This window comes from Paenibacillus oryzisoli (genome assembly GCF_001653565.1).
Lineage (GTDB): Bacteria > Bacillota > Bacilli > Paenibacillales > NBRC-103111 > Paenibacillus_E > Paenibacillus_E oryzisoli.
The window spans coordinates 98879-119346 of sequence record NZ_LYPB01000046.1 but is presented as its reverse complement, the minus strand read 5'-3'; the positions used below and the strand labels follow the sequence as shown (position 1 = coordinate 119346).

At 44.1% G+C, this 20468-nt stretch carries 16 protein-coding genes; 12 read left to right on the top strand and 4 right to left on the bottom strand.

Going from position 1 to position 20468, the window contains the following annotated elements:
• Positions 1–142 precede the first annotated feature (142 nt).
• On the bottom strand, positions 143–994 hold the full coding sequence (locus A8708_RS04200) for an aldo/keto reductase (protein ID WP_068662259.1): 852 nt from the start codon (positions 992–994) through the stop codon (positions 143–145).
• A 176-nt stretch (positions 995–1170) separates the two neighbouring features.
• On the opposite strand from A8708_RS04200, the gene A8708_RS04195 reads away from it, so the two are divergent.
• On the top strand, positions 1171–1620 hold the full coding sequence (locus tag A8708_RS04195) for a MerR family transcriptional regulator (RefSeq protein WP_068662258.1): 450 nt from the start codon (positions 1171–1173) through the stop codon (positions 1618–1620).
• 241 nt (positions 1621–1861) lie between these two features.
• Positions 1862–2317, top strand: coding sequence for a hypothetical protein (locus A8708_RS04190; protein ID WP_204787460.1), 456 nt, complete (start codon positions 1862–1864; stop codon positions 2315–2317).
• A 149-nt stretch (positions 2318–2466) separates the two neighbouring features.
• On the opposite strand, the gene A8708_RS04185 is transcribed toward A8708_RS04190, so the two are convergent.
• Positions 2467–2826, bottom strand: coding sequence for a winged helix-turn-helix transcriptional regulator (locus tag A8708_RS04185; protein WP_068662256.1), 360 nt, complete (start codon positions 2824–2826; stop codon positions 2467–2469).
• A 129-nt stretch (positions 2827–2955) separates the two neighbouring features.
• Between A8708_RS04185 and A8708_RS04180 the strand changes: the two genes are divergently transcribed.
• The 10 genes from A8708_RS04180 to A8708_RS04135 all read left to right on the top strand — a co-directional run bounded on the left by A8708_RS04180 (position 2956) and on the right by A8708_RS04135 (position 17236).
• Complete coding sequence (locus A8708_RS04180; protein WP_068662255.1) at positions 2956–3594, top strand: FMN-dependent NADH-azoreductase; 639 nt, start codon at positions 2956–2958, stop codon at positions 3592–3594.
• A 378-nt stretch (positions 3595–3972) separates the two neighbouring features.
• Positions 3973–4455 (top strand): CcdC protein domain-containing protein, encoded by a 483-nt coding sequence (locus A8708_RS04175; protein ID WP_068662254.1) that lies wholly within the window; start codon positions 3973–3975, stop codon positions 4453–4455.
• 144 nt (positions 4456–4599) lie between these two features.
• Positions 4600–6351, top strand: a complete 1752-nt coding sequence (locus A8708_RS04170; protein WP_068662253.1) for a sensor histidine kinase — start codon at positions 4600–4602, stop codon at positions 6349–6351.
• The gene (locus A8708_RS04165) at positions 6344–7918 is read left to right on the top strand and encodes a response regulator transcription factor (protein WP_068662252.1); all 1575 of its coding nucleotides are present in this window, start codon (positions 6344–6346) and stop codon (positions 7916–7918) included. The genes A8708_RS04170 and A8708_RS04165 overlap by 8 nt, the downstream gene beginning before the upstream one ends.
• Before the next feature lie 179 nt (positions 7919–8097).
• Positions 8098–9444 (top strand): ABC transporter substrate-binding protein, encoded by a 1347-nt coding sequence (locus A8708_RS04160; protein ID WP_068662251.1) that lies wholly within the window; start codon positions 8098–8100, stop codon positions 9442–9444.
• A 98-nt stretch (positions 9445–9542) separates the two neighbouring features.
• The gene (locus tag A8708_RS04155; RefSeq protein ID WP_068662250.1) at positions 9543–10448 is read left to right on the top strand and encodes a carbohydrate ABC transporter permease; all 906 of its coding nucleotides are present in this window, start codon (positions 9543–9545) and stop codon (positions 10446–10448) included.
• A gap of 1 nt (position 10449) precedes the next feature.
• Positions 10450–11298 (top strand): carbohydrate ABC transporter permease, encoded by an 849-nt coding sequence (locus A8708_RS04150; RefSeq protein WP_068662249.1) that lies wholly within the window; start codon positions 10450–10452, stop codon positions 11296–11298.
• 7 nt (positions 11299–11305) lie between these two features.
• Positions 11306–13612 (top strand): sugar-binding domain-containing protein, encoded by a 2307-nt coding sequence (locus tag A8708_RS04145; protein WP_068662248.1) that lies wholly within the window; start codon positions 11306–11308, stop codon positions 13610–13612.
• Between the two features lie 550 nt (positions 13613–14162).
• Positions 14163–14990 (top strand): phytanoyl-CoA dioxygenase family protein, encoded by an 828-nt coding sequence (locus A8708_RS04140; RefSeq protein WP_068662247.1) that lies wholly within the window; start codon positions 14163–14165, stop codon positions 14988–14990.
• A 170-nt stretch (positions 14991–15160) separates the two neighbouring features.
• The gene (locus A8708_RS04135) at positions 15161–17236 is read left to right on the top strand and encodes a YheC/YheD family protein (protein WP_068662246.1); all 2076 of its coding nucleotides are present in this window, start codon (positions 15161–15163) and stop codon (positions 17234–17236) included.
• A 76-nt stretch (positions 17237–17312) separates the two neighbouring features.
• Here the strand turns inward: A8708_RS04135 and A8708_RS04130 are convergent, their stop codons facing one another.
• Together A8708_RS04130 and A8708_RS04125 are read right to left on the bottom strand one after the other, a co-directional pair.
• Entirely contained in the window at positions 17313–19217 is a 1905-nt protein-coding gene (locus A8708_RS04130; protein ID WP_068662245.1) for an S-layer homology domain-containing protein, read from the bottom strand.
• A gap of 41 nt (positions 19218–19258) precedes the next feature.
• Positions 19259–20320, bottom strand: coding sequence for a YheC/YheD family protein (locus A8708_RS04125; protein WP_068662244.1), 1062 nt, complete (start codon positions 20318–20320; stop codon positions 19259–19261).
• Positions 20321–20468 lie beyond the last annotated feature (148 nt).

Below are 20468 nucleotides of genomic sequence, written 5' to 3'. Positions count from 1 at the left end.
GCAAAAAAAAGAGCTGGCTATCTTTCGATAACCTGCTCTTTCTCTTGAATTTTGGTATTGCGCCTTAACTTAATGACATTGGGCAATCGCCCTGTCCTTTCTTTATAGATAAACGCATGATGAGTTTACGGTTTAATCAAGGTTACAGATCGACTTTCCAGGTGCCCATCATTTTGGCAACTTCAGGATCGCGGTACGATAAGAAAAGACTTTCCTGCGTATCGAGAGTGGAAATTAGTTCGATGTCGTCCGCACTCAACTCAAAATCGAATATATTCAAGTTTTCAACGATTCGTTCTTTCTTCACCGACTTCGGAATTACAACGACTCCACGCTGAACAAGCCAGCGAAGCACGACTTGTGGGACGGACTTGTGGTGTTTTTCTGCGATCGAGGCCAGAAACTCGTTCCCGAACAAGTTGTTACGCCCTTCAGCGAAAGGCGCCCATGACTGGTGCTGCACTCCCTGCTCTTTCATAAAAGCTGCACTCTCGATCTGGTGGTAGAACGGATGCGTCTCGATCTGATTGACGGCAGGCACGATTTCGTTATGTACGATAAGGTCCATCAAACGGTCAGGCAGAAAATTGCTGACCCCGATTGCCTTAATCTTGCCTTCGCGGTACAGTTCTTCCATAGCACGCCAAGCGCCGTAATAATCGCCGAACGGCTGGTGAATAAGGTATAGATCCAGATAGTCGAGCTGGAGCTTCTTCAAGGATTTAGCAAACGCCAGTTTGGCACTCTCGTAGTTGGCATCTTGAACCCATAGCTTGGTTGTGATGAACAACTCTTCACGTGGTATACCGCTGCGCTTGATCGCGCTTCCGACCGCTTCCTCATTCAGATAACCGGCGGCGGTATCGACAAGGCGGTAACCAGCCATCAGTGCATCATATACGGCTTTCTCGCATTCATCAGCATCAGGAACTTGGTAAACACCAAAGCCGATGATCGGCATTTTCAGACCATTATTTAATGTGACGGTTTGCATTGTAATTCCTCCCAGTGTTTAAATGTATAACAGCAAACGGCGCTTATTCCCCCCTGAATCGGGGACTGCAGCGGGATTTCCACCTACGACTCACTTGCGTTACACTAAGCTTAGAACCTTCGTGTTACACGAAGTCAAGCTACATTCAAAAATTTATTTTCCAAGGAGGATTTCACATGCATACGGTCAAGGAAGCCGCCATTATAACGGGACTCACTGAGCACGCTGTACGCTTTTACACGGATAAAGGTCTAGTGCCAAGCGTACAGCGTAATCATAACAATATTCGGATGTTTGACGAAGAATCAATTAACTGGTTGCATGGCATCAAATGCCTTAAGCAATCCGGGATGCCGATTGAAGTTATTAAGAGGTACGTAGAACTCTGTCTCGAGGGAGATTTGACCATTCCGCAACGCTACGCACTCATGATGGAGCATAAAGAAGACGCACTAGTAAAGCTCGAAGAAGCCAAACAGCACGTTGCTCATTTGGAACAAAAAACCGCTCTATATCAAGCCATTCTGGAGAACCGCTCTTTAGATACGACCAATCCCGGAAACTGGGAAAGAATAAAGCATATGCATAGTGATGTATTTTACTCGTCCTCTGTTCAAATGGCGTGAGAGGTCTAGATGAGACAAAACCATTTTGCAAAAAATGCTCGTTTTTAAGTTCAAGATTGGCTTAGTAATGGTCAAGATTCTCATCAGTTTGGATTAAACTAGCGGCAAACGTTAGTTAAATAAACTACAAAATGAGGCTGCCGCTGCGAAAATGAGTGGCAGCCTCATTAAGCGATCAGGGCAAAATATTTCCAATATGTGGTATAATTAGATGGGAATTTAACCAAGGGGGGGTGCTATGATGAGGGAAGTGAAGCATTTTGTTAAGAGTCCTTCAAGGATTGGAACCATTATTGGCATGATTGCTATTATATGTAGTCAATCTATCCTTGTAGTGAGATCATCGGATCAGATAAGTGTATACTACGCTTCGTTAACGGTGATTCTCCTGTGTTTAGTTGCACTGTTACTCGCATTGTACAGAACATTTTTCAAGAAACAAACCGAGTTATGCTTATCCAATGACCAAATCATATTAAATGGAATTATAATTAATTCAGGGGATATTAAATTGATAATGATCAAGGGATACTTTAAACCTGTTATCGGAATATTACCTCACAGGAGGAAGATCGTCCCATTAGATATGGTATTTAGGTATTCAAATGATGAAGATAAAGGTATTACGGAATTAAAAAATTGGGCAAACATGAACAATGTAAAGATGGTCAATAAATTGTTTCAAACGTGGATATAAGTATATCTCTTACAGGATTTGGTACAATCATTTTCTATCGGATCACGATAGTTGAATGAGACAGCGGCAGTCTAAGACTTTTTTTTCAGTCTTGGTCCGTCGCTGTCGCATTTTAATGTTCAGTCTACAACTTTATTTTCACTTCACGGCTAGTCCGTTTCTATTTGTTCATTATTCGCCTTTTTGAGCTGTTTTCGCTCAACATGGGCCACTCCCCATTGATGTAAGGTTTCCAAAATCGGAGACAGGCTCATACCGTATTCCGTGATGGAGTATTCTACTTTCGGCGGGATTTGCGGATAAATGACTCGTTTAATGATCTCTTCCTCTTCTAATTCGCGCAGATGGAGCGTAAGCATCCTTTGAGTGATATCGGGCAGCAATCTTCTTAGCTCATTGAACCGCAAGGTTTTTCCTTGAAGCAAATGATAAAGGATGATCGGCTTCCATTTGCCGACGATCGAATCCAGCGCCACAACGAATTGACATTGGACAGGGTTCTTTTGCATACGTAAGCCTCCTTTACAGTACCTTTTTTAATACTATACCACATTATTGTGCGTACTTATAATAAGTAAGTATATATAATATGATTATCCCTGAAAGTAAAACTGATTACAGAAGGGAAGTTTTGATTCATGGCAACCGTATTATACATCACCGCACACCCTCTCGATCCTCAATCATCGTACAGCCTCGCGGTAGGCAAAGAGTTTATCGAAGCGTACCACGAGGCAAATCCGGGAGATAAAGTTGTTCATTTGGATCTCTACAAAGAGAATATTCCCCAATTTGATGCTGATGTTTTAAGAGGTTGGGAAAAGCTTAGGTCGGGTTCATCTTTCGATCAACTGACTGATGCTGAGAAGTCAAAAGTGGCTCGTCTTGAGGCGGTTGTTGATCAATTCGTGGCTGCTGATAAGTACGTATATGTTTCCCCGATGTGGAATTTCATGATCCCACCGGTATTGAAAGCATACACGGATACGACTTCAATTCCGGGTAAGACTTTTAGATATACCGAAAACGGCCCTGAAGGTCTGTTGACCGGTAAGAAAGTCTTACACATTCAAGCTAGTGGTTCTGTGTATTCGGAAGGTCCTTTAGCTCCACTTGAAATGGGATACAGCTATCTAAGTAAGGTTTTACAGTTCTATGGGATTCAATCTATTGAGGCCATTTTTGTTGAAGGAACGGCAATAAAATCACAAGAGCAAGCTTCAGCTATTAAAGAAAAAGCAATTGCACATGCTAAGGAAGTTGCCAAACGCTTCTAGTTGGGGGATAAAAATTGTAGTAACAAACCTTTGAAATGGATATACTAAAATAAAGAACGTATGTTCCTAATCGAAAATGGAGCAGTCGTGCAAACTCCAAAGCAAAGTACAGAATTGAAGATAGCCTTCTCGTCTTACAGATAACAGAGAATCAACTGCCGTGAATCAGAAGCCCCAATAACGTTTGCGCATTCTGGATGACCGGTTTCGAGGATCAGCCCCATAAATCAGCGGAAATATGTACGTTGTTACCAGAAGAATTCTTAAATACGAAGGTGACAATTGTCACCTCCAATAGATGACCTGACTCACTTCTGGAAGCACGCCATTAAAGGGGATAATAAGACTACAAAATCCTTTAAGGGAGTGTTCATTTCTATGAATTCAACAATATCCATGATGATTTCGGTTTTAATTTTCTTTTTCATCCTACGCGGACAATTAAGCGGTATGCGTAAACCGCTTAAGAAATCAGGAGTAACCTTACTGCTGCCTATCTTATACATTTCTACTTCGCTTATGCAATTGTTCGATCCATCTTTGCATATCCGCGAGGGGCAAGTCATCATTGCTTTGTTGATCGGCGTCGTTGTTTCGATTCCCCTCATTGTGACGACTAACTTTGAAGTGAGAGACAATGGCGATACGTTTATTAAGCGTAACAAAACGGTTTTTGTACTGATAATCGTGATCTTTGCCCTGCGTTTCCTCGCAGTTGCGACGATACATGCAGTCGATCCAAGTACGCTTAGTTTTATGTGCAACCTGGTGACCTTTGGCTACATTGCAACTTGGCGGATTACTAGTTTTATCAAATTTCGAGGTGTCCGTTCTTCCAAGCAAGGTATGCTCAGTGCATAGAACTGAAACAAGTCTGATTAGTACCTAACGAACACGAATTTTTGTATGGGCATGGTAGGTATAATAAGATAACCTAAAAAGAGATGCTGACGATGATGCGGTCAGTGTCTCTTTTTATTATTCTTTGAAGGGGTGGGCACCTTGATGACGGACCGATTTCGTCGTATATCCTTCCGGGATATGAAGATTAAACACAAGCTGATGGTCGTTATGATGCTGTTAATCCTATTTTTTTGCCTAGTTGTCATGTCTTGCTTGCAGTATATTTTCCATGCATATGACGAAATGCTGTATGCCCAATCCGCCCAAACCATCAATAATTCGATTGGCGATATTGAGAACGAAATTAGAAATATTGAAAAGTTGTCGTTAACGATTGCGACGGATTCGCGGATTCAAGAACAGCTTTCTAAAGTAAAGGAAATGACGAATGAGTACGATCGGGCACAGACGTTAACGGACTTCAAGAACAAAATTTTTGTCTATATGCTGACCGAGAAACACATTTCATCTATCCACTTTATGAATAATTCCGGCTACAGTCTAATGGTTGGTCAAAGTGCACAAATCCCAGATGAGAGCAAGATGGAAGAGGTTCTCATCAAAGCGCGGCAAGCGAAGGGAGGTAATGTGTGGGTTGATCCCGATGCCGCGCATCCTTATTTGCTAGCCGCAAGAGAGATTCGTTCGACAGGCTCAGATTTGTTGGAGCCGCTGGGTACGCTTATTTTTCAAGTGAATATCGCCTCTGTCGTGCATCAACATCAAACCGTCACCAAAGGTAGCGGATACTTGTATATTTGGAAAAGTGACCAACCCGTCTATACATCCGATGCAGGCTTTCAGCCGAGCGTGGCTATGATGGACGCCAAACAAGGGTATACCATACAAAAGGTAGGCGGATTGAGCTCGTTTATCGCTTACACGACCTCGAAGGAAACGGGATGGACCTATTTCAGCATCCTCTCGTACAATGACATTTTTAAGAAGAAAAATGATTTGCGGTTTGCCCTACTTGTGGTCGTATTTTTATTATTCATAACCGTTATTGCCATTAGCTATGGCTTTGCCAGAGGAATCACGAAGCCGATCGAGCGATTGACGCAGCAGATGAGATATGCAGAGAAAGGTGATTTCGAATGGATTGTCACCAATTCGCTAGATTCGGATCGATCGGATGAAGTCGGTTATTTGCAAAAACGATTTTTTATCATGATCCGAAGAATTGATACGTTAATTGAAGAGAACTATACGCGGCAGATGTTGTTGAAAGATACGGAATACAGGGCTTTACAAGCACAAATTAACCCGCACTTTTTGTACAACACACTGACTTCAATCAATTGGATGGCAAGGACAAGCGGCCAAGCGGCCATATCCAGGATGGTGGAAGCGCTGAGCAGACTGTTGCGAAACGCCATTAGCAATAATATGCAAGTGATTACCCTTGGTGAGGAAATTGGACTGATTCAAGATTATATGAGTATTCAAAAGGTGAGATTCGAGAGCGAGCTGCACTTCCTTCTCGATATCGACGAAAGCTTCAATGGATACCGAATTCCGAAAATGTCCATCCAACCGATTGTCGAGAATGCGATTAAGCATGGCTTGGAAAATATGCTGGGAGACTGCACGATCACGATTGCTGCCGTGGAATGGGAGGAAGGGATCGACATATCCATCACGGATAACGGACCGGGGATGGACGAGATCGCCCTCGAACAACTGAGGAAATTCGAAATTCCTTCCAAGGGCACAGGGATTGGACTCAAAAATATTCACGAGCGCTTGCGCCTCATGTTCGGCGAATCAGCGGGCCTTCATTTTAATAGTAGGGTAGGAATGGGTACTACAGTTACAATTAAGCTGCCAAAGGAGAGTGGGTCAGATGTATAAAGTTCTATTAGTAGATGACGAGAAGTTATCCAGAGACAGTATAGCAACTTTGGTCCAATGGGAGGAACACGGATTGCAGTTGATCGGAGCTGCCAAGAACGGATTCGAAGCCTTGGAATGGGTGGACAAAGAGATGCCGGACATCGTGATCACCGATATTAAGATGCCTGTCATGAATGGTCTGGAGCTCATCGGAAAGATTAAGGAGCGGAGAAGCGATACCGTATTCGTCGTGCTTTCTGGCTATGACGAGTATGACTATATGAGCGAAGCTATGCGTTACGGGATCAAACATTACCTGCTTAAACCTTGTAATGAGCTTCAGATCATTGACGTTTTGAGCGAAATTAAACGGGAGATTGCCAATGCTAACAGGGAACGTGAGTTCTTCACAAAGCTGAACAATAATTTTACTCGGGTGCTCCCGCAGGTCAAAGAACAGTTCCTTCGAGATATTGCCTTAACGGGTACGTATAATCAGCGGGATTTCGAAGAATTTATGGCAATGTTTCATATTCAGGCGCAGACGTTTCAACTTGTGCTTGTTCAGTTTGGCGAGAGCTGTGGCTATCTGGAAAAGTTCGCTTTAAAAAACATTGCGGAAGATTTGTTCACTTCGGAGAAGCTCTATTTAAGCACGGTTGTTGAAGACAGTGTACTTCTTCTGATCCAAGCGATGGCATTCGAGGACATGGCGACGATTTTAAATGAAGTCCGAGATATTTATAAGTCGTACTACCGATTAGAATTATTTATGGGTGTCAGCGGAGCTGGCGGTTTTACGGCTATTCGCAGTATGTACAAAGAGGTACAGGATGTGCTCCGATATCGGTTTTATTTTACAGAGGGATGTATGCTTACAAGTGACGATGTTCAAGTGACATCGAAGGCCTCTTGGCAGGTCGATTTTAATGCGTCCTTTGAAGCTATCGCTTCCTCTGTCAAGGCTGGAGATGTGAACGATGTTACGCATCGGTTGAAGTCTCTCTTGGACGTCTTTGAGGAACACCGCATGGAGATTAATGAGGTTAAATCACACTGTATGGAATTGTACATGATTGTCATTCGTCAGGGACAGCTCCCTCCGTCCTCCGAAAAGATGTTTCAGGTGGTTACCTTTCAAGAATTGGATACTCTGCATGCGACATTTGAGTTCCTTCGCTCGATTTCCATAGAAGTGGCGAAAAGCAATTATCAAGAGTCTTCCAGTATTCAGAATAAAATGATCGCTTCTGTCATTCAAATTGTTGATGAACACCTCGGAAACCCGGAGTTATCCCTAACGTGGATTGGGAAAGAGCTGCTATATATGAACGTGGATTATTTGGGGCGATTATTCTCCAAAGAAACCGGCGTTAAATTCTCGCAATATGTGCTGGAGCGCAGAATGGAGCAGGCGATCCGTTTAATTGAACGGGCGGGTGATTTGAGGGTGTATGAAATATCTAGGTTAACGGGTTTCAGGGAAGACACTCCCTACTTTAGCAAGGTGTTTAAGAAATATACAGGGTTCACGCCATCTGAGTACAAACGGAATTGGGAAGAAGGCTTGCGGAAACCCTTATAAGGGCGAGGGGAAGAAGTAGAGTTTTTGCATAGAGATCATCGAGTTATTACATTGTCCCGAAAGCCCCGTAGCGGTACGATGAAAGCAAGACAAATGGTATTCTCAGGGCCCGAAAATAGCCATTGGTTATCGATCACATAGTTTCCCACAGGAATGTATATGACAGGAGGGTTTTTGAGATGAAAAAATATAAAGCGATGACACCGATCGTGGCAAGTTTGGCGGTTACTATAGCACTAGCGGGTTGTTCCAGCGGAACGAAAGATGGGGGTACAGCAGCAACAACAGCAGCGACGTCAAGCGCTCCAAGCCAAACGGCAAGCGCGAAAGATAGCACGTTGCGAGTGTTGTGGTGGGGGTCTCAGCCTAGACACGATGCTACCAATAAAGTGCTGGACATGTACAAGAAGGATCATCCGAATGTGTCTTTCCAACCTGAATTCCAAGGGTTTGACGGTTATTGGCAGAAAGTTACGCTGCAAGCAGCGACGAACAATATGCCCGATGTGCTGCAATACTATGTAGGATCGGCCGACACGCAGCAGTTCATGGATAAGAATTTAATTGCACCTCTAGATGATTTGGTGGCGAAGAAGCTTCTCGATGTCAGTGATATCAGTGAGAGTGCCTTGTCTAGCGGTAAGCTTGGAGGAAAGCTGTATGGCATCCCTCTTGGCGTCAATGCAAAGGCGATGGTTGTAGATCCAGAAGCGTATCAAAAAGCAGGATTGACGATTCCGGAGAATGGTTATGCGACATGGGAAGATCTCGGGAAGGATTTGGTCAAGTTGAAGGCGGTTACAGGCGTGTACGGCGCTGACGATCTGCTTGGCGAAAACTTCATGTTCCCTTATTATGCTAGGCAGATGGGACAGGTTCAATACGCAGATAAAACAGGAATCGGTTTCAATGAAAAAACGTTTGTAGACTTCTATACGATGAAAAAGAATTGGAGCAAAGACGGCTTGATTCCTCCGATTGATGTCATCCTTTCGATCAAATCGCCAGAAGAGTCCAATCTCGCCAAGAAGAAAGCAGCGGTTAATATTATTTATACCAATCAGTTTGAGAGTATTTCCAAAGCGGCTGGCAAGGAATTAAAGCTGATTCCTCTTCCTGGACCTAACGGGGCGAAAGCCATGGATTTGCGTCCAGGCAATCACTTCTCCATTCCAGTAAACTCTACGAATAAAGAAGAAGCGGCTAAGTTCATCTCGTACTTCGTTAACAATGTAGATGCGAATAAAGTGTTGAATGCAGAGAGAGGGATGCCGGTAGCGGGTAAAGTTAGGGATGGTATCAAAGATGGCTTTACGCCAGCGCAGAAGGTAACGGCTGCCTATATCGATCAGGTTGCCAAAGCAAGCTCGCCGATGGACCCTCAGCCGCCAGCTGGCTCTACCGAAATCGAGAAGCTTATGTTGGATTTGGAACAGCAGATCCTATATAACAAAACGACACCTGAGCAAGCCTATGCGACGCTGAAGAGTGAGTCCGTTAAAATTTTGGATAAGAATAAGAAATAAAATTTGTTGTGCAGTTCGTCAAGGCAGCCTATACGGCTGCCTTTCTAATAGGGAGCGATAGATAGCTGACAAGTAGGTCGCGGAAGAGGTGACGGGAAGTGAGTAAAACTGTAGCACGTTCAGATTTTGAAAATAAAGCAGGATATCTATTTATATTGCCGTGGATTATCGGATTTTTAGCATTTACCTTAGTTCCGCTGCTTTGTTTAATTTATTTTTCATTTACGAGATATGATTTGTTATCTTCCCCAAAGTGGTTGGGATTAGACAATTATATTGAAATATTAACGCATGACCCCAAATTCATCCAGTCCCTGAAAGTGACGTTCATTTACGTGCTGATTGCGATTCCTGCTCGTCTGATTGTAGCGCTCGCGATTGCCATGCTGCTTAATACCAAACATCGCTTTATCGGTGTTTATCGTACGGTCTTCTATATTCCTTCGATTATCGGGGGAAGCGTTGCGGTGGCCGTCATGTGGAGATTGTTGTTCTCAAGAGAAGGGGCCGTCAACTCACTGATTGGTTATCTGTTCGGCAAGACGCCTGATATTTCGTGGGTAGGGGACCCGAGTACCGCATTAGGTTCCATTATTCTGCTCAGCATGTGGCAATTCGGATCGCCGATGGTTATTTTCCTAGCTGGCCTTAAGAACATTCCTGCTTCGTACTATGAGGCTGCGGTCGTGGATGGCGCGAACGGCTGGCAGAGGTTCCTCCGGATTACGTTACCACTCCTAAGTCCTGTTCTCTTTTTCAATCTCATTATGCAAATTATCGGCGGTTTCATGACGTTTACCCAAGGTTTGATCATCACTGGCGGAGGGCCACTGGACAAAACGTTGTTCTACCAGCTGTATGTATATCGAAGAGGGTTCGAATTATTTGAGATGGGTTACGCGTCAGCCCTGTCCTGTATTCTGCTGGTCATTGTGGCGATTCTGACGGCCATCGTATTCAAAACGTCAAATTCATGGGTTCATTATGAATCAAAGGGTGAGTGAAATGACATCAACTTGGAAATCGTTACTGCCTAAGCTAAGTTTCCAGATTCTGTGCGTTCTCATTGCTGTGCTCTCGTTGTATCCCGTTGTTTGGATGATTGCGAGTTCGTTCAAAGAAAGTGCTAGAGTGTTTGCTGAATCGCATTCGTTGCTGCCGCAAGTCTGGAACTTCTCTAACTATGCACGTGGTTGGAAAGGATTTGCGGGGATTACGTTTGCCACCTTTTTTACCAATACAATCGTTATCGTCTTGCTCTCGACCTTAGGCGCCCTATTATCTTGTTCGTTGATTGCTTACGGTTTCGCACGGATCAAATTTCGGTTCAAAGGGTTCTGGTTTGCTACCGTAATGGTGACCATGCTGCTGCCGTCGCAAATTATCCTAATCCCGCAATATATTATTTTTTATAAAATGCAATGGATTAATACGATTCTTCCGTTAGTCGTCCCTGCGTTTTTTGGCAGTGCATTCTTTATCTTCCTCATCATGCAGTTTATCCGGACCATTCCGTATGAACTCGATGAGTCGGCGAAGATGGACGGCTGTAATCGTTTTGGCATTTACCTCAAAATTATTATTCCCTTGATTGTACCGGCACTTGTTACGTCGGCGATCTTTGAATTCTACTGGACCTGGGATAAGTTCTATGAAGCGATGATTTATCTAGGAAAGCCGAAGATGTATACGGTCAGCGTAGCGCTGCGGATGTTTGCTGATCCGAGTTCGCAAACCGATTGGTCTGCGATGTTCGCGATGGCTAGTTTATCGTTGCTTCCGCCTGTTATCGTATTTTTTATTTTCCAACGTTATATTGTGGACGGTATTAGCACCACGGGACTGAAAGGATGAGATGAGCATGACACGTATAGAAACACAATTGATGACTGGATGGGAATTTACATTATTGGAGCCGCATGATCACAACTTTAAGCCCGTACACTTGCCTCATGATTGGGCTATCCATGCGCCTATTAATCGAACGATGGCAGAGGGGTTAGCGCAAGGATTCAGAGACCGCTGGGGAATTGGTTGGTATAGAAGACAAGTTAGTTTGAAAGAGAAGAAGAAAGGCCATGTGTATCAACTGCAGTTTGACGGCGTCTATGAAAATAGTACGGTCTGGGTCAACGGAATCGATGTCGGTGGGCAAAAATATGGCTATTCCATGTTTACGCTGGATATCACAGATTACTTGCATGAAGGGGATAATCTCATTCTGGTGAAAGTGGATAACACGGCTACCCCGGCGGACCGATGGTATTCGGGGGCAGGTATCTACAGAACGGTGAAGCTGCTCGAATTGAACGAGAATCATCTGAAACCGGAAGACATTCAGGTGAAAACAAGCATCCAAGGTGAAACGGGCATTGTTACCATTGCAACAGGGAGCTCTTCCTTGGTTAAAGCGTGTATTTCGGATGAAAGTGTGCGTATTACTGGCGATTCGGATAACGGGATAATCCGCATTGAAATTCCTCAGGTGAAGTTATGGAGTCCTGATCACCCACATCTGTATCATGTGGAATTGTCTCTCTATGAGAGGGAGCATGTCCTGGATAGCTACGCATTGCGGATTGGCGTTCGAGAAATCGAAATGAAGGCCGGTAAAGGGATGTTTATCAATGGTGAAGGGATGAAGATTAAGGGCTTATGCATTCACCAAGACGCCAGCTGTCTCGGAGTTGCCGTTCCTTCGGAAATTTGGAGAGAGCGGTTAGTTACATTCAAAGCGATGGGATGCAATGCGATTCGTACAGCTCACCACATGCCAGCCTCTGAAATTCTGGACATCTGTGATGAACTGGGATTGCTCGTTTATGAAGAGCCGTTCGATAAGTGGACGGGAGGTTCTTATCGCAGATATTTTGAGACGGAATGGCAGAAGGACCTGGCCTGTATGGTAAAAAGAGACCGGAACCATCCCTGTATTTTTATATGGGGCGTTGGGAACGAGGTAGAACATCAAGGGCAGGCATCCATGATCAGCATTCTGAAAATGCTGAAAGAACATCTGCTTACGCTTGATGATACGAGACCTGTCTCTTATGCCATGAACCCGCATTTTAAATATGACAGTGAGGTTGACTTATCTCAGGTCAAGGATATTCAACAATTTGTAGATGAAGTCAGTGATACGGAAATTTATAATAACGACGAGCGAATCGAGCGCATCCGAAGGATTGCTGAGCATGTCGATGTACTAAGTTGCAATTATCAGGAGCAGTGGTACCCTGCCATTCATGAGGCTATGCCGGATAAATTAATTCTGGGATCGGAAACCTACCAATTCTTTAGAGGGCACCCGGATCAGATGCAAAATTTTAGTGACGAAGTGCCTTGGCTGGACGTTGAGAAACATGATTATGTCATTGGCGGCATGCTATGGACAGGGATTGATTACCTCGGTGAGTCGATGGGGTATCCAGCCAAAGGATGGGCGGGCTCCTTATTCTCGACGAACAATGAGCGGAAGCCGCTTTCGTATTTATATGAAAGTTACTGGTCGGAGAAACCGATGGTCTATCTGGCGGTGATGGATTATTCGTTGCAAGATGAGGGGGCGAAGGAACATTGGGATGCGCCTCGGTATGCGAGTCATTGGAATTTCCCTCAATTCAACAAAACCGTCATTCCGTATATGATTGCTTCAAATTGTGAGGAAGTGACCCTGGAGTTGAACGGGAAACAGTTCCATGTGCTGAAGCCATCTTCACATCCAAATCGAATGATCACAGGTTATCTTCCTTATTTCCCGGGAACGATTACGCTGAGAGGATTCATTCATGGGGAAGAGATGTGTCAATATCAGTTAAAGACGGCCGGCCCAGCTGTGAGACTTGCCTTTGATACGAGGGAGATCCGTCTGGAAGCCAAGGAAAGTTATCAGCAATTATTCACGGTTCGAGCCGTAGATCAGGATGGAACGCCCGTATTTCGTGAAAGTGCCAAAGTCACTTTTGCCGTAACCGGACCCGCGGAAATCGTTGGCGTTGACAATGGTGATCTATGTTCTAGCGAGACGTACGACAATACTTGGATGCATATGTACCGAGGCTGCGTCAGTACGGTTATTCGGTTAACCGGTGCTGAGGGACGCGTTGTATTGTCAGCGTTCGCTGAAGGAATGTTTGCTGGGGAGCTTGTTATTGCAGTCAATAAGTAGGTTAGATTGAACTGCACGTGTTAGGTGTATGGCTGCACCCCAGGACGAGACCCAAGCGAATAACTGGATTTTCTACAGCTAATTCAAGCATAATCCCGGCTTTTTGCAGAATAACTGGATTTTCTCCCTTTATTTTAGGCTATTTTCCCAGAATGTAACTCTTCGAGCGAAAATAGATGGAGGAAATCCAGTTAAACGCCTTAAAGGGGTAGTTATACTCTGATTTAGATGGAGAAAATCCAGTTATTTTTATTCTCCCTAAGATCTACAGGAGCAAGCTGCTTATCAATTATTACGCAATCTGTTATTCCCGCTTGCATTCCCTAACTGATCGGTTGGATCTTGTTCATGATGGAAACGAACATTCGTCAGGCTACCTTGATTGGTATTCTAACCGGAACCTGGCAATGAATAAGCCGTTCAACAAACAAAAGATGGTGATCCGGCTAACCTTGAAATGATTCCTTTCCTCCCTTAAAAATAACTATTTACACGAGTAAATTTTTAGAATAAAGTATCATTATACATCTTTTACAAGGAGTGATTCGCTATGACGACAAAAAGTTTAGATATTCCCGCATTAATCCAACAATTTAACGAGGATGGTTATTTGATTTTACCTGGTATTTTATCGGAAGATAAAGTCAATCGGTTGAATGCCGCCATTGACAGGATCGTTGCTGAGGAACCAGAATCCTTAGCCTATAATATTTATAACAGTGTAGAGCGCGACGACGAAATTGCTGCATTGATCGATGAGCCATCTCTACTCCCGCTCATGGTCAATTTGCTCGGTTTTAACATTCAACTGCATATTTCACATTTAACCATTCGGAAACCGAATCCGAACGATGTGAAAACCGAGTCACACAGCTTCATTAACTGGCATCAAGACGGACCGCATCCGCAGTTCCCGCAACAAAATGGCATCACCTCTACGTATTATATTAAAACGTGCTATATCCTAAGCGACATGTCACAGCCGGATCGCGGCAATACCAAAGTAATTCCGGGCTCTCACAATAAGCCGTTTCATCCGGAGAGTCAGGACGTGAATGGTCTTGTGTCCGGCGAAATACAAGTCTGTGGTAAACCTGGGGATGTGTTTATTTTCCCACAGAATTTATGGCACGCCGGAGCACCTAACCGCTCTGAGTTTACACGCAGACAATTATTTCTAGGATACAGTCCGATCTGGATGAGGCCTATTGATTACCGCAACGCTTCTGACCGTTTGTTGGAAAATGCATCGCCTGAGCGCAAGCAGTTATTGGGCGTTATTGACATAGATCCGTTTAAATATTATGTCCCGCAGGAGTCAATGGTACCATTGAAGGGGTTATACGTGCAGGATGCTGGGAAAAGTGTCTATAAGTAAGCCCGATATTGCTGCTAATGCATGTATGATATAGGTAATCAATATAGAAGCCAGCAAACCCTTGTGTTTGCTGGCTTCACTTCTCCTACCCATATAATGGATGCCAGTAACATTGACAATTCAATGATATAATAGGCTTATATGTAAGTGTTTAAGAGGAGGAAATCGTAGTGCTGCTTGGTGTATTTCATCCTAATGATCCTTTTGCGGTAATGACGGAGAAACGTGTACAGGCGATTGTCGCGGAGTCGGTCAAACAAAAGGTTGAATTGGTATTCTTCAATGAATTAGGCATTAATTTGGATTTTCAAAAAATTGACGGCACGATTTTTGACGGGGAGCGCTGGGTGCAAGGTACGTTCCCATTTCCGCAGGCGGTTATGAATGTGAGACCATGGGGGCCGCGCAGACGTTCGGATAAAGAGTTGATTTTCAGGAAAATCGTTCCGTTTACCGCATTTTTAATTGATGATAAATGGGAGATTACGAAGATGGTTTCATCTTTCCCCTCCTTAGCGCCATTTATAGTTCCGACAGCCATCCTAAGCAGTGTGGATCAGATTGATGAGCTGTTGGCGTCGCACGCCAAACTGGTCATTAAACCCGTGCAAGGCAGTCGCGGCGTAGGTGTCCAGGCGTTGATTTATAAGGAGAGTCAATATGGTTTGCAGCAGGGAGCAGACTGGATTTGGCTGAATCGCGAAGACATGCAAGACTATGTGGTGAATTTGAAAAAAGATTTTATGATTCAGCCCTATATCGTGTGTCTGACCCCAGAAGGGGAACCCTTCGATTTCCGTGTTCTTGTTCAGCGTAATGGTGAAGGGAATTGGCAAGTTACTATTATTTATCCTCGCATTGGCGCAAAAGATACAATTACAAGTAATGTGAGCATTAGTGGTCGCACAGAAGAATTGTATAGCTTCTTACAGCGTGTATTTCCTGATGATCATGAGTTCTTTCCTCCCGTACTGACTAAGATAGGCCTGGAACTCGCTGAATTCATTGATTCCCACTACGCTTATCCATTGAACGAGCTAGGTATAGACCTGGCGATTGATTCGCAGCGGCGCATTTGGTTCTATGAAGCTAACACATGTCCTGGCACATTGTATCATGAACAAGAGCGAGCTGTAGAAGCCGTAGCCTATGTGAAATACATAGCTGAGAATGCTCTTCAAGATGAGATGTTGACACCGTCTAACAATTTTTCTTTTACTACGTTGGGTTTGTTATTCAGGACAGCCCCATCGCTGCAGGATATGGAAGCGTACGCGTTGGTTGCGCAAGCCCATCATGTTCAATTGGTCTATTTTTTGCTGGAAGATGTTCGTTTCAGGGCGGGATCGATCTCCGGATTTTGGCGAGAAGGGACGGAGTGGGTCGCTAGAAATTTTGCCTTTCCGGATGTTGTATATAACTTAATGGAGCAAGAGGATGTGGATGCTTCACATGAGCTGTATCGATCCAAATCGAATATGCTATTAACGGCCAGAGAACCCAAAGGGTTTGTTCCTTCTGCGCTATTTTTCGCTATTGCGTCCAGACACCCTCTACTGGCGAAACACCTGCCGTCTTCTATACGTCCTGAGAATCGAGAGGAAGCTAAGGATTTTGTGGATCGACATCGCTTCGTTATGATGAAGTCCGATAATGCGCAAGAATTGGAAGATATCATAATGATTCAACGGTTTCCTACTCGTTATGTGGTTAGAGATGGCGCATATCTGCATTCCTTTGAAGAGGCGGAATTTCTCTCGTTCTTGGATTTGTTTAGTGAATCCAGTTATATCCTCATCCAACAAGTGGATAGTAGGACGCATGACGGTCATTCGCTTCATATTCGTGTCTATTTGTTCAAGCAGCCCGGCGGTTCTTGGGAAACGATTCATATTGCTCCTCATCTTGCGTTAGCCTCATCTAACCCTAGTGATTCGCTTCCTTTTCCAGTGGATTGGGAATGGTTGGTTGACCGGGAGTTCAGCGAGGAATTAGGTACTGAATTGGAAGGGAAGATACAGGATATTGCCCGTACGATGGCTGAACAACTGGGACTAGCCAACCGCAATCGTATTCATGAGTTGATCTTGGATTTTGCTATAGATCAGAATGCAGAAGTTCGCCTGCTTGGAGGAGAATTCGACGGACCAGCAGGAGCCGTTCACCCGTATGACATCGCTCGTCGCGTGATACCATATGCTCTATCCTTGCTAGATTTCAAATATAAAAGAGCCGCTCGTCAATAGACGTGATTCAGCCCAAAGAACCTCCAAAATCATGCCGTTATCGGCAAGATCTTGGAGGTTCTTTGGGCTGTTATGCTTAGTTGGTTAGGTTCGTCTTCTGCAAGAAACGACGCATCAGAGCTGTTGCCTCTGCACGCGTTCCTGTCCGTTGCGGACGAACGGTCACATTTTCATATCCGTCAATAATGCCAGCCCTATTCGCAGCGTACACATCGTCTTCAGCCCAATCTGAGAGTTGGCTCTCATCGCTGAAAGTTGGCGGTGTGACACTTATTCGGGTGTCTAACTCGAATTCCTTGTAGAAACGCATAAGTACTGTGATCATCTGTTCACGTGTCACGATGGCATTCGGAGCGAATATGCCGTCTGATATACCGTTAAATAATCCGTCCGCAGCAGCTATTCGGATGGACTCTTGAAGTGTGGGATCGCTTGGAAGGTCACTAAATTGAGGGCTCTTCGTCGCATTTTGTTGATGGCCCAGACCTAGAGATTTCACAAGTAAATCCGCAAATTCAGCACGTGTCAGTAGCTTATCTGGGTTATATTTGCCTTGAGCATCCTCTACGACATTCCCTTTATCGGCCATCAGATGAATATCGTCTTTCCCCCAATGGGAAGCGACATCTGCGAAATTCGTATTACGCTGAATTAACATGACTGTCGTATTGGTCGGCGTATGAATCAAGGCATGTGTGGCATCAACAATACGAACGGGTACCGTAACATATTTGCCATCAAGCAGCATAATGGCTCCTAAGGAATTTAGGTTGGTAACTCCATCAGGAATTGGAACGGTTTGATAGGCGTACCGGTTCCCATATTGAACGATTGGCTTGGAGACGCTCCCGTCATTCACTTCGACAGTGAATTTGTAAGGTTCACCGATCACGGTAGCGTTGTGCGTTGCCGCCCATTGATTTCCATTTTCTTTGACCGCTTCAGGCTGCTTTTCAATTTTAATTTCAATTTTCAGCTTATCTGCGGTTACGCCGCTTTGTTTGGCCATATCGGCAATAGGAATAGAAACGGTTGGGAATTCAGTCGCAACATCCCCGGTCTGCACAGCCAATCTTTGCTGATTAGCAATTAATGTTGAAATAACATCACCAGTAATGTCTGCATATACGGTCTTAGCTTTCATCAACGTTTTGGCACGCACAGCGATGGTTTCCTTCTTATTCGCTGCTTGCGAGGATTGAACGACCCCTTCTTTCAGGAAGTGGAAATTCGCTAACGATACGCCATCCTGATCTTTAGTTAGCGTCAATTTGGCAGAAGCCTGTGTTTCAACATTCTGCTGAAGAGCAACGACCTCGATGAGTGATTCTTCTGGTTTAGGTGTTGTATCTTCTGGCGTATCCGTATTAGAAGGTTCTGGTTCTGGCTGCGGTGCTGCGGCAATAGCCGCTGTCGGCGCGCTCTTCGTTTCTAAACCATCCGTAGGCGCAACTGTTGTGCGTGGCGTAACAACGAAGGTAATATATTTGCCTACATCTGTGCTAGTAAGTATGTAAGTCTTAGCGCTCTCGCTTGCAATCAAATCACCGAGTTGAGAGGGATCATTCGAGCGGTACCACTGAAAGGATGTTCCACTTTCAATATTATCTTCAGCATCGTCATAGCTGTAAACTCCCGTTAATGTCTGACCTACCATAGCATTGCCAGTGATAGCCACATTCGTTGCAGTTGGCGCAGTCTCTCCGCCACCTAGCGCATGGAAGCTTGATTTAGGCAGAAACACATTTTTAAAATAATCTAACGAGTTTCCTGTATATTGAACCGGTGCGGCAAGGGATATCTGTTGATCTACTTTGCTTGATGGGTTGTCTACACTCGCTGCTGTTGAGTACGCGGGGTTCAAGCTCATTCCCATTGTAATCGCCATCATCGAAGCGCGTGCCACCTTGCTGTATTTTTTCAAACTGGTTCTTCTGTCTTTGGACACTTGAACTTCATTGTCGTCGTTGCTGATTACCATTGTCCTGCCTCCTTAGGTATATGAGTGATATTATTAAAAATTTAGTTACAGGAAGATAATGACAAAGCGTATGCAATCCCATGTTTGGCCGCTTCGAATTCATGGAAGTTCATGCCTACATTGTTTAGATTAGCTTCAAATAGTTGGATAGCTCCATGTTGATCAATACCTAAGTCAAGTCCGATCTCATGGAAGCCTGCACCTAACTTACTCTCCAGAAAATTCGACATTTTGAAAGCAAACTCTTTCATTTTACGATCTACAATTTGGCCAGGCTTGTCACCAAACTGTTTGTTAAGGAACCATTCCCACTTCGTAATGGTGCGGAATGTTTTTTCGTGATTCGTAATTTTTCTATACGGGGTTAGTGATAAGGATGGGAGAATGAAAACAATTTTCCATTGTCCGACACCATCTTTCATAACGTGCACACGAATATGGAACGGGTAACCTTCTTTGGTTGTACTTTCAACTAGTTGTTGGACGAAGTAGTCTTTCGGTTGAAGGATAGCAAGCAGTTGGTCCAATTCAACACGACTCATGAGGTGCAGAAGATGTTGATCGAACACCTCGTAATGCTCTCCCACACGTTTCACGGTAATGATATTTTCACCGTTCGAACCTCGGAGAGGTTTTAAGATAAAACTAGGATGAAGATCAATGAAAGCTTTGGTTTTATCGAGATCTTGCAAGAGTTGGAAAGGGATAAGGGCTGAACAGAGATCAGGGACGGTCTCTATCATCTGGTAAACTTTTATTTTGTTAAGTACGCCAAAACGAAGTTGGTGCGTAATCGGAATCGGAGACAAGGCCTCATAGAACTCGGCATTATCACTATTCTTACGTCTCATCCGGTCATAAATGACGTCTGGAAAAGGAAATATTGCTTTCAACCATTTCCCGTCCCGCCAATAGGAACCTATGATTTGCTTCTTCTCAAAGTCTACTTGTTTGGGATAGAAGTAAAAAAAACGCGCGCCATATGAAGATGCAACATGCTGGCATGCCTCTAGAAACAGGGGGGATAGTGACCACCCCACCAACATGCCTATCGTAGGACCCTGAATAACTTCGGATATCTTCGTGTCCTTCACAGCGCTCATCGAAGTGTTCTCCTATCTGTTTAAACTGTGATTGACAATTAGTCGAATTTTGTCGAATTGATATAATTATATCATGATATTGGCCGTGTGTAATCCATATAACAAGAACTTCACTTGCTAGTTATAGGTTGAAAGTACTACTTCTGAA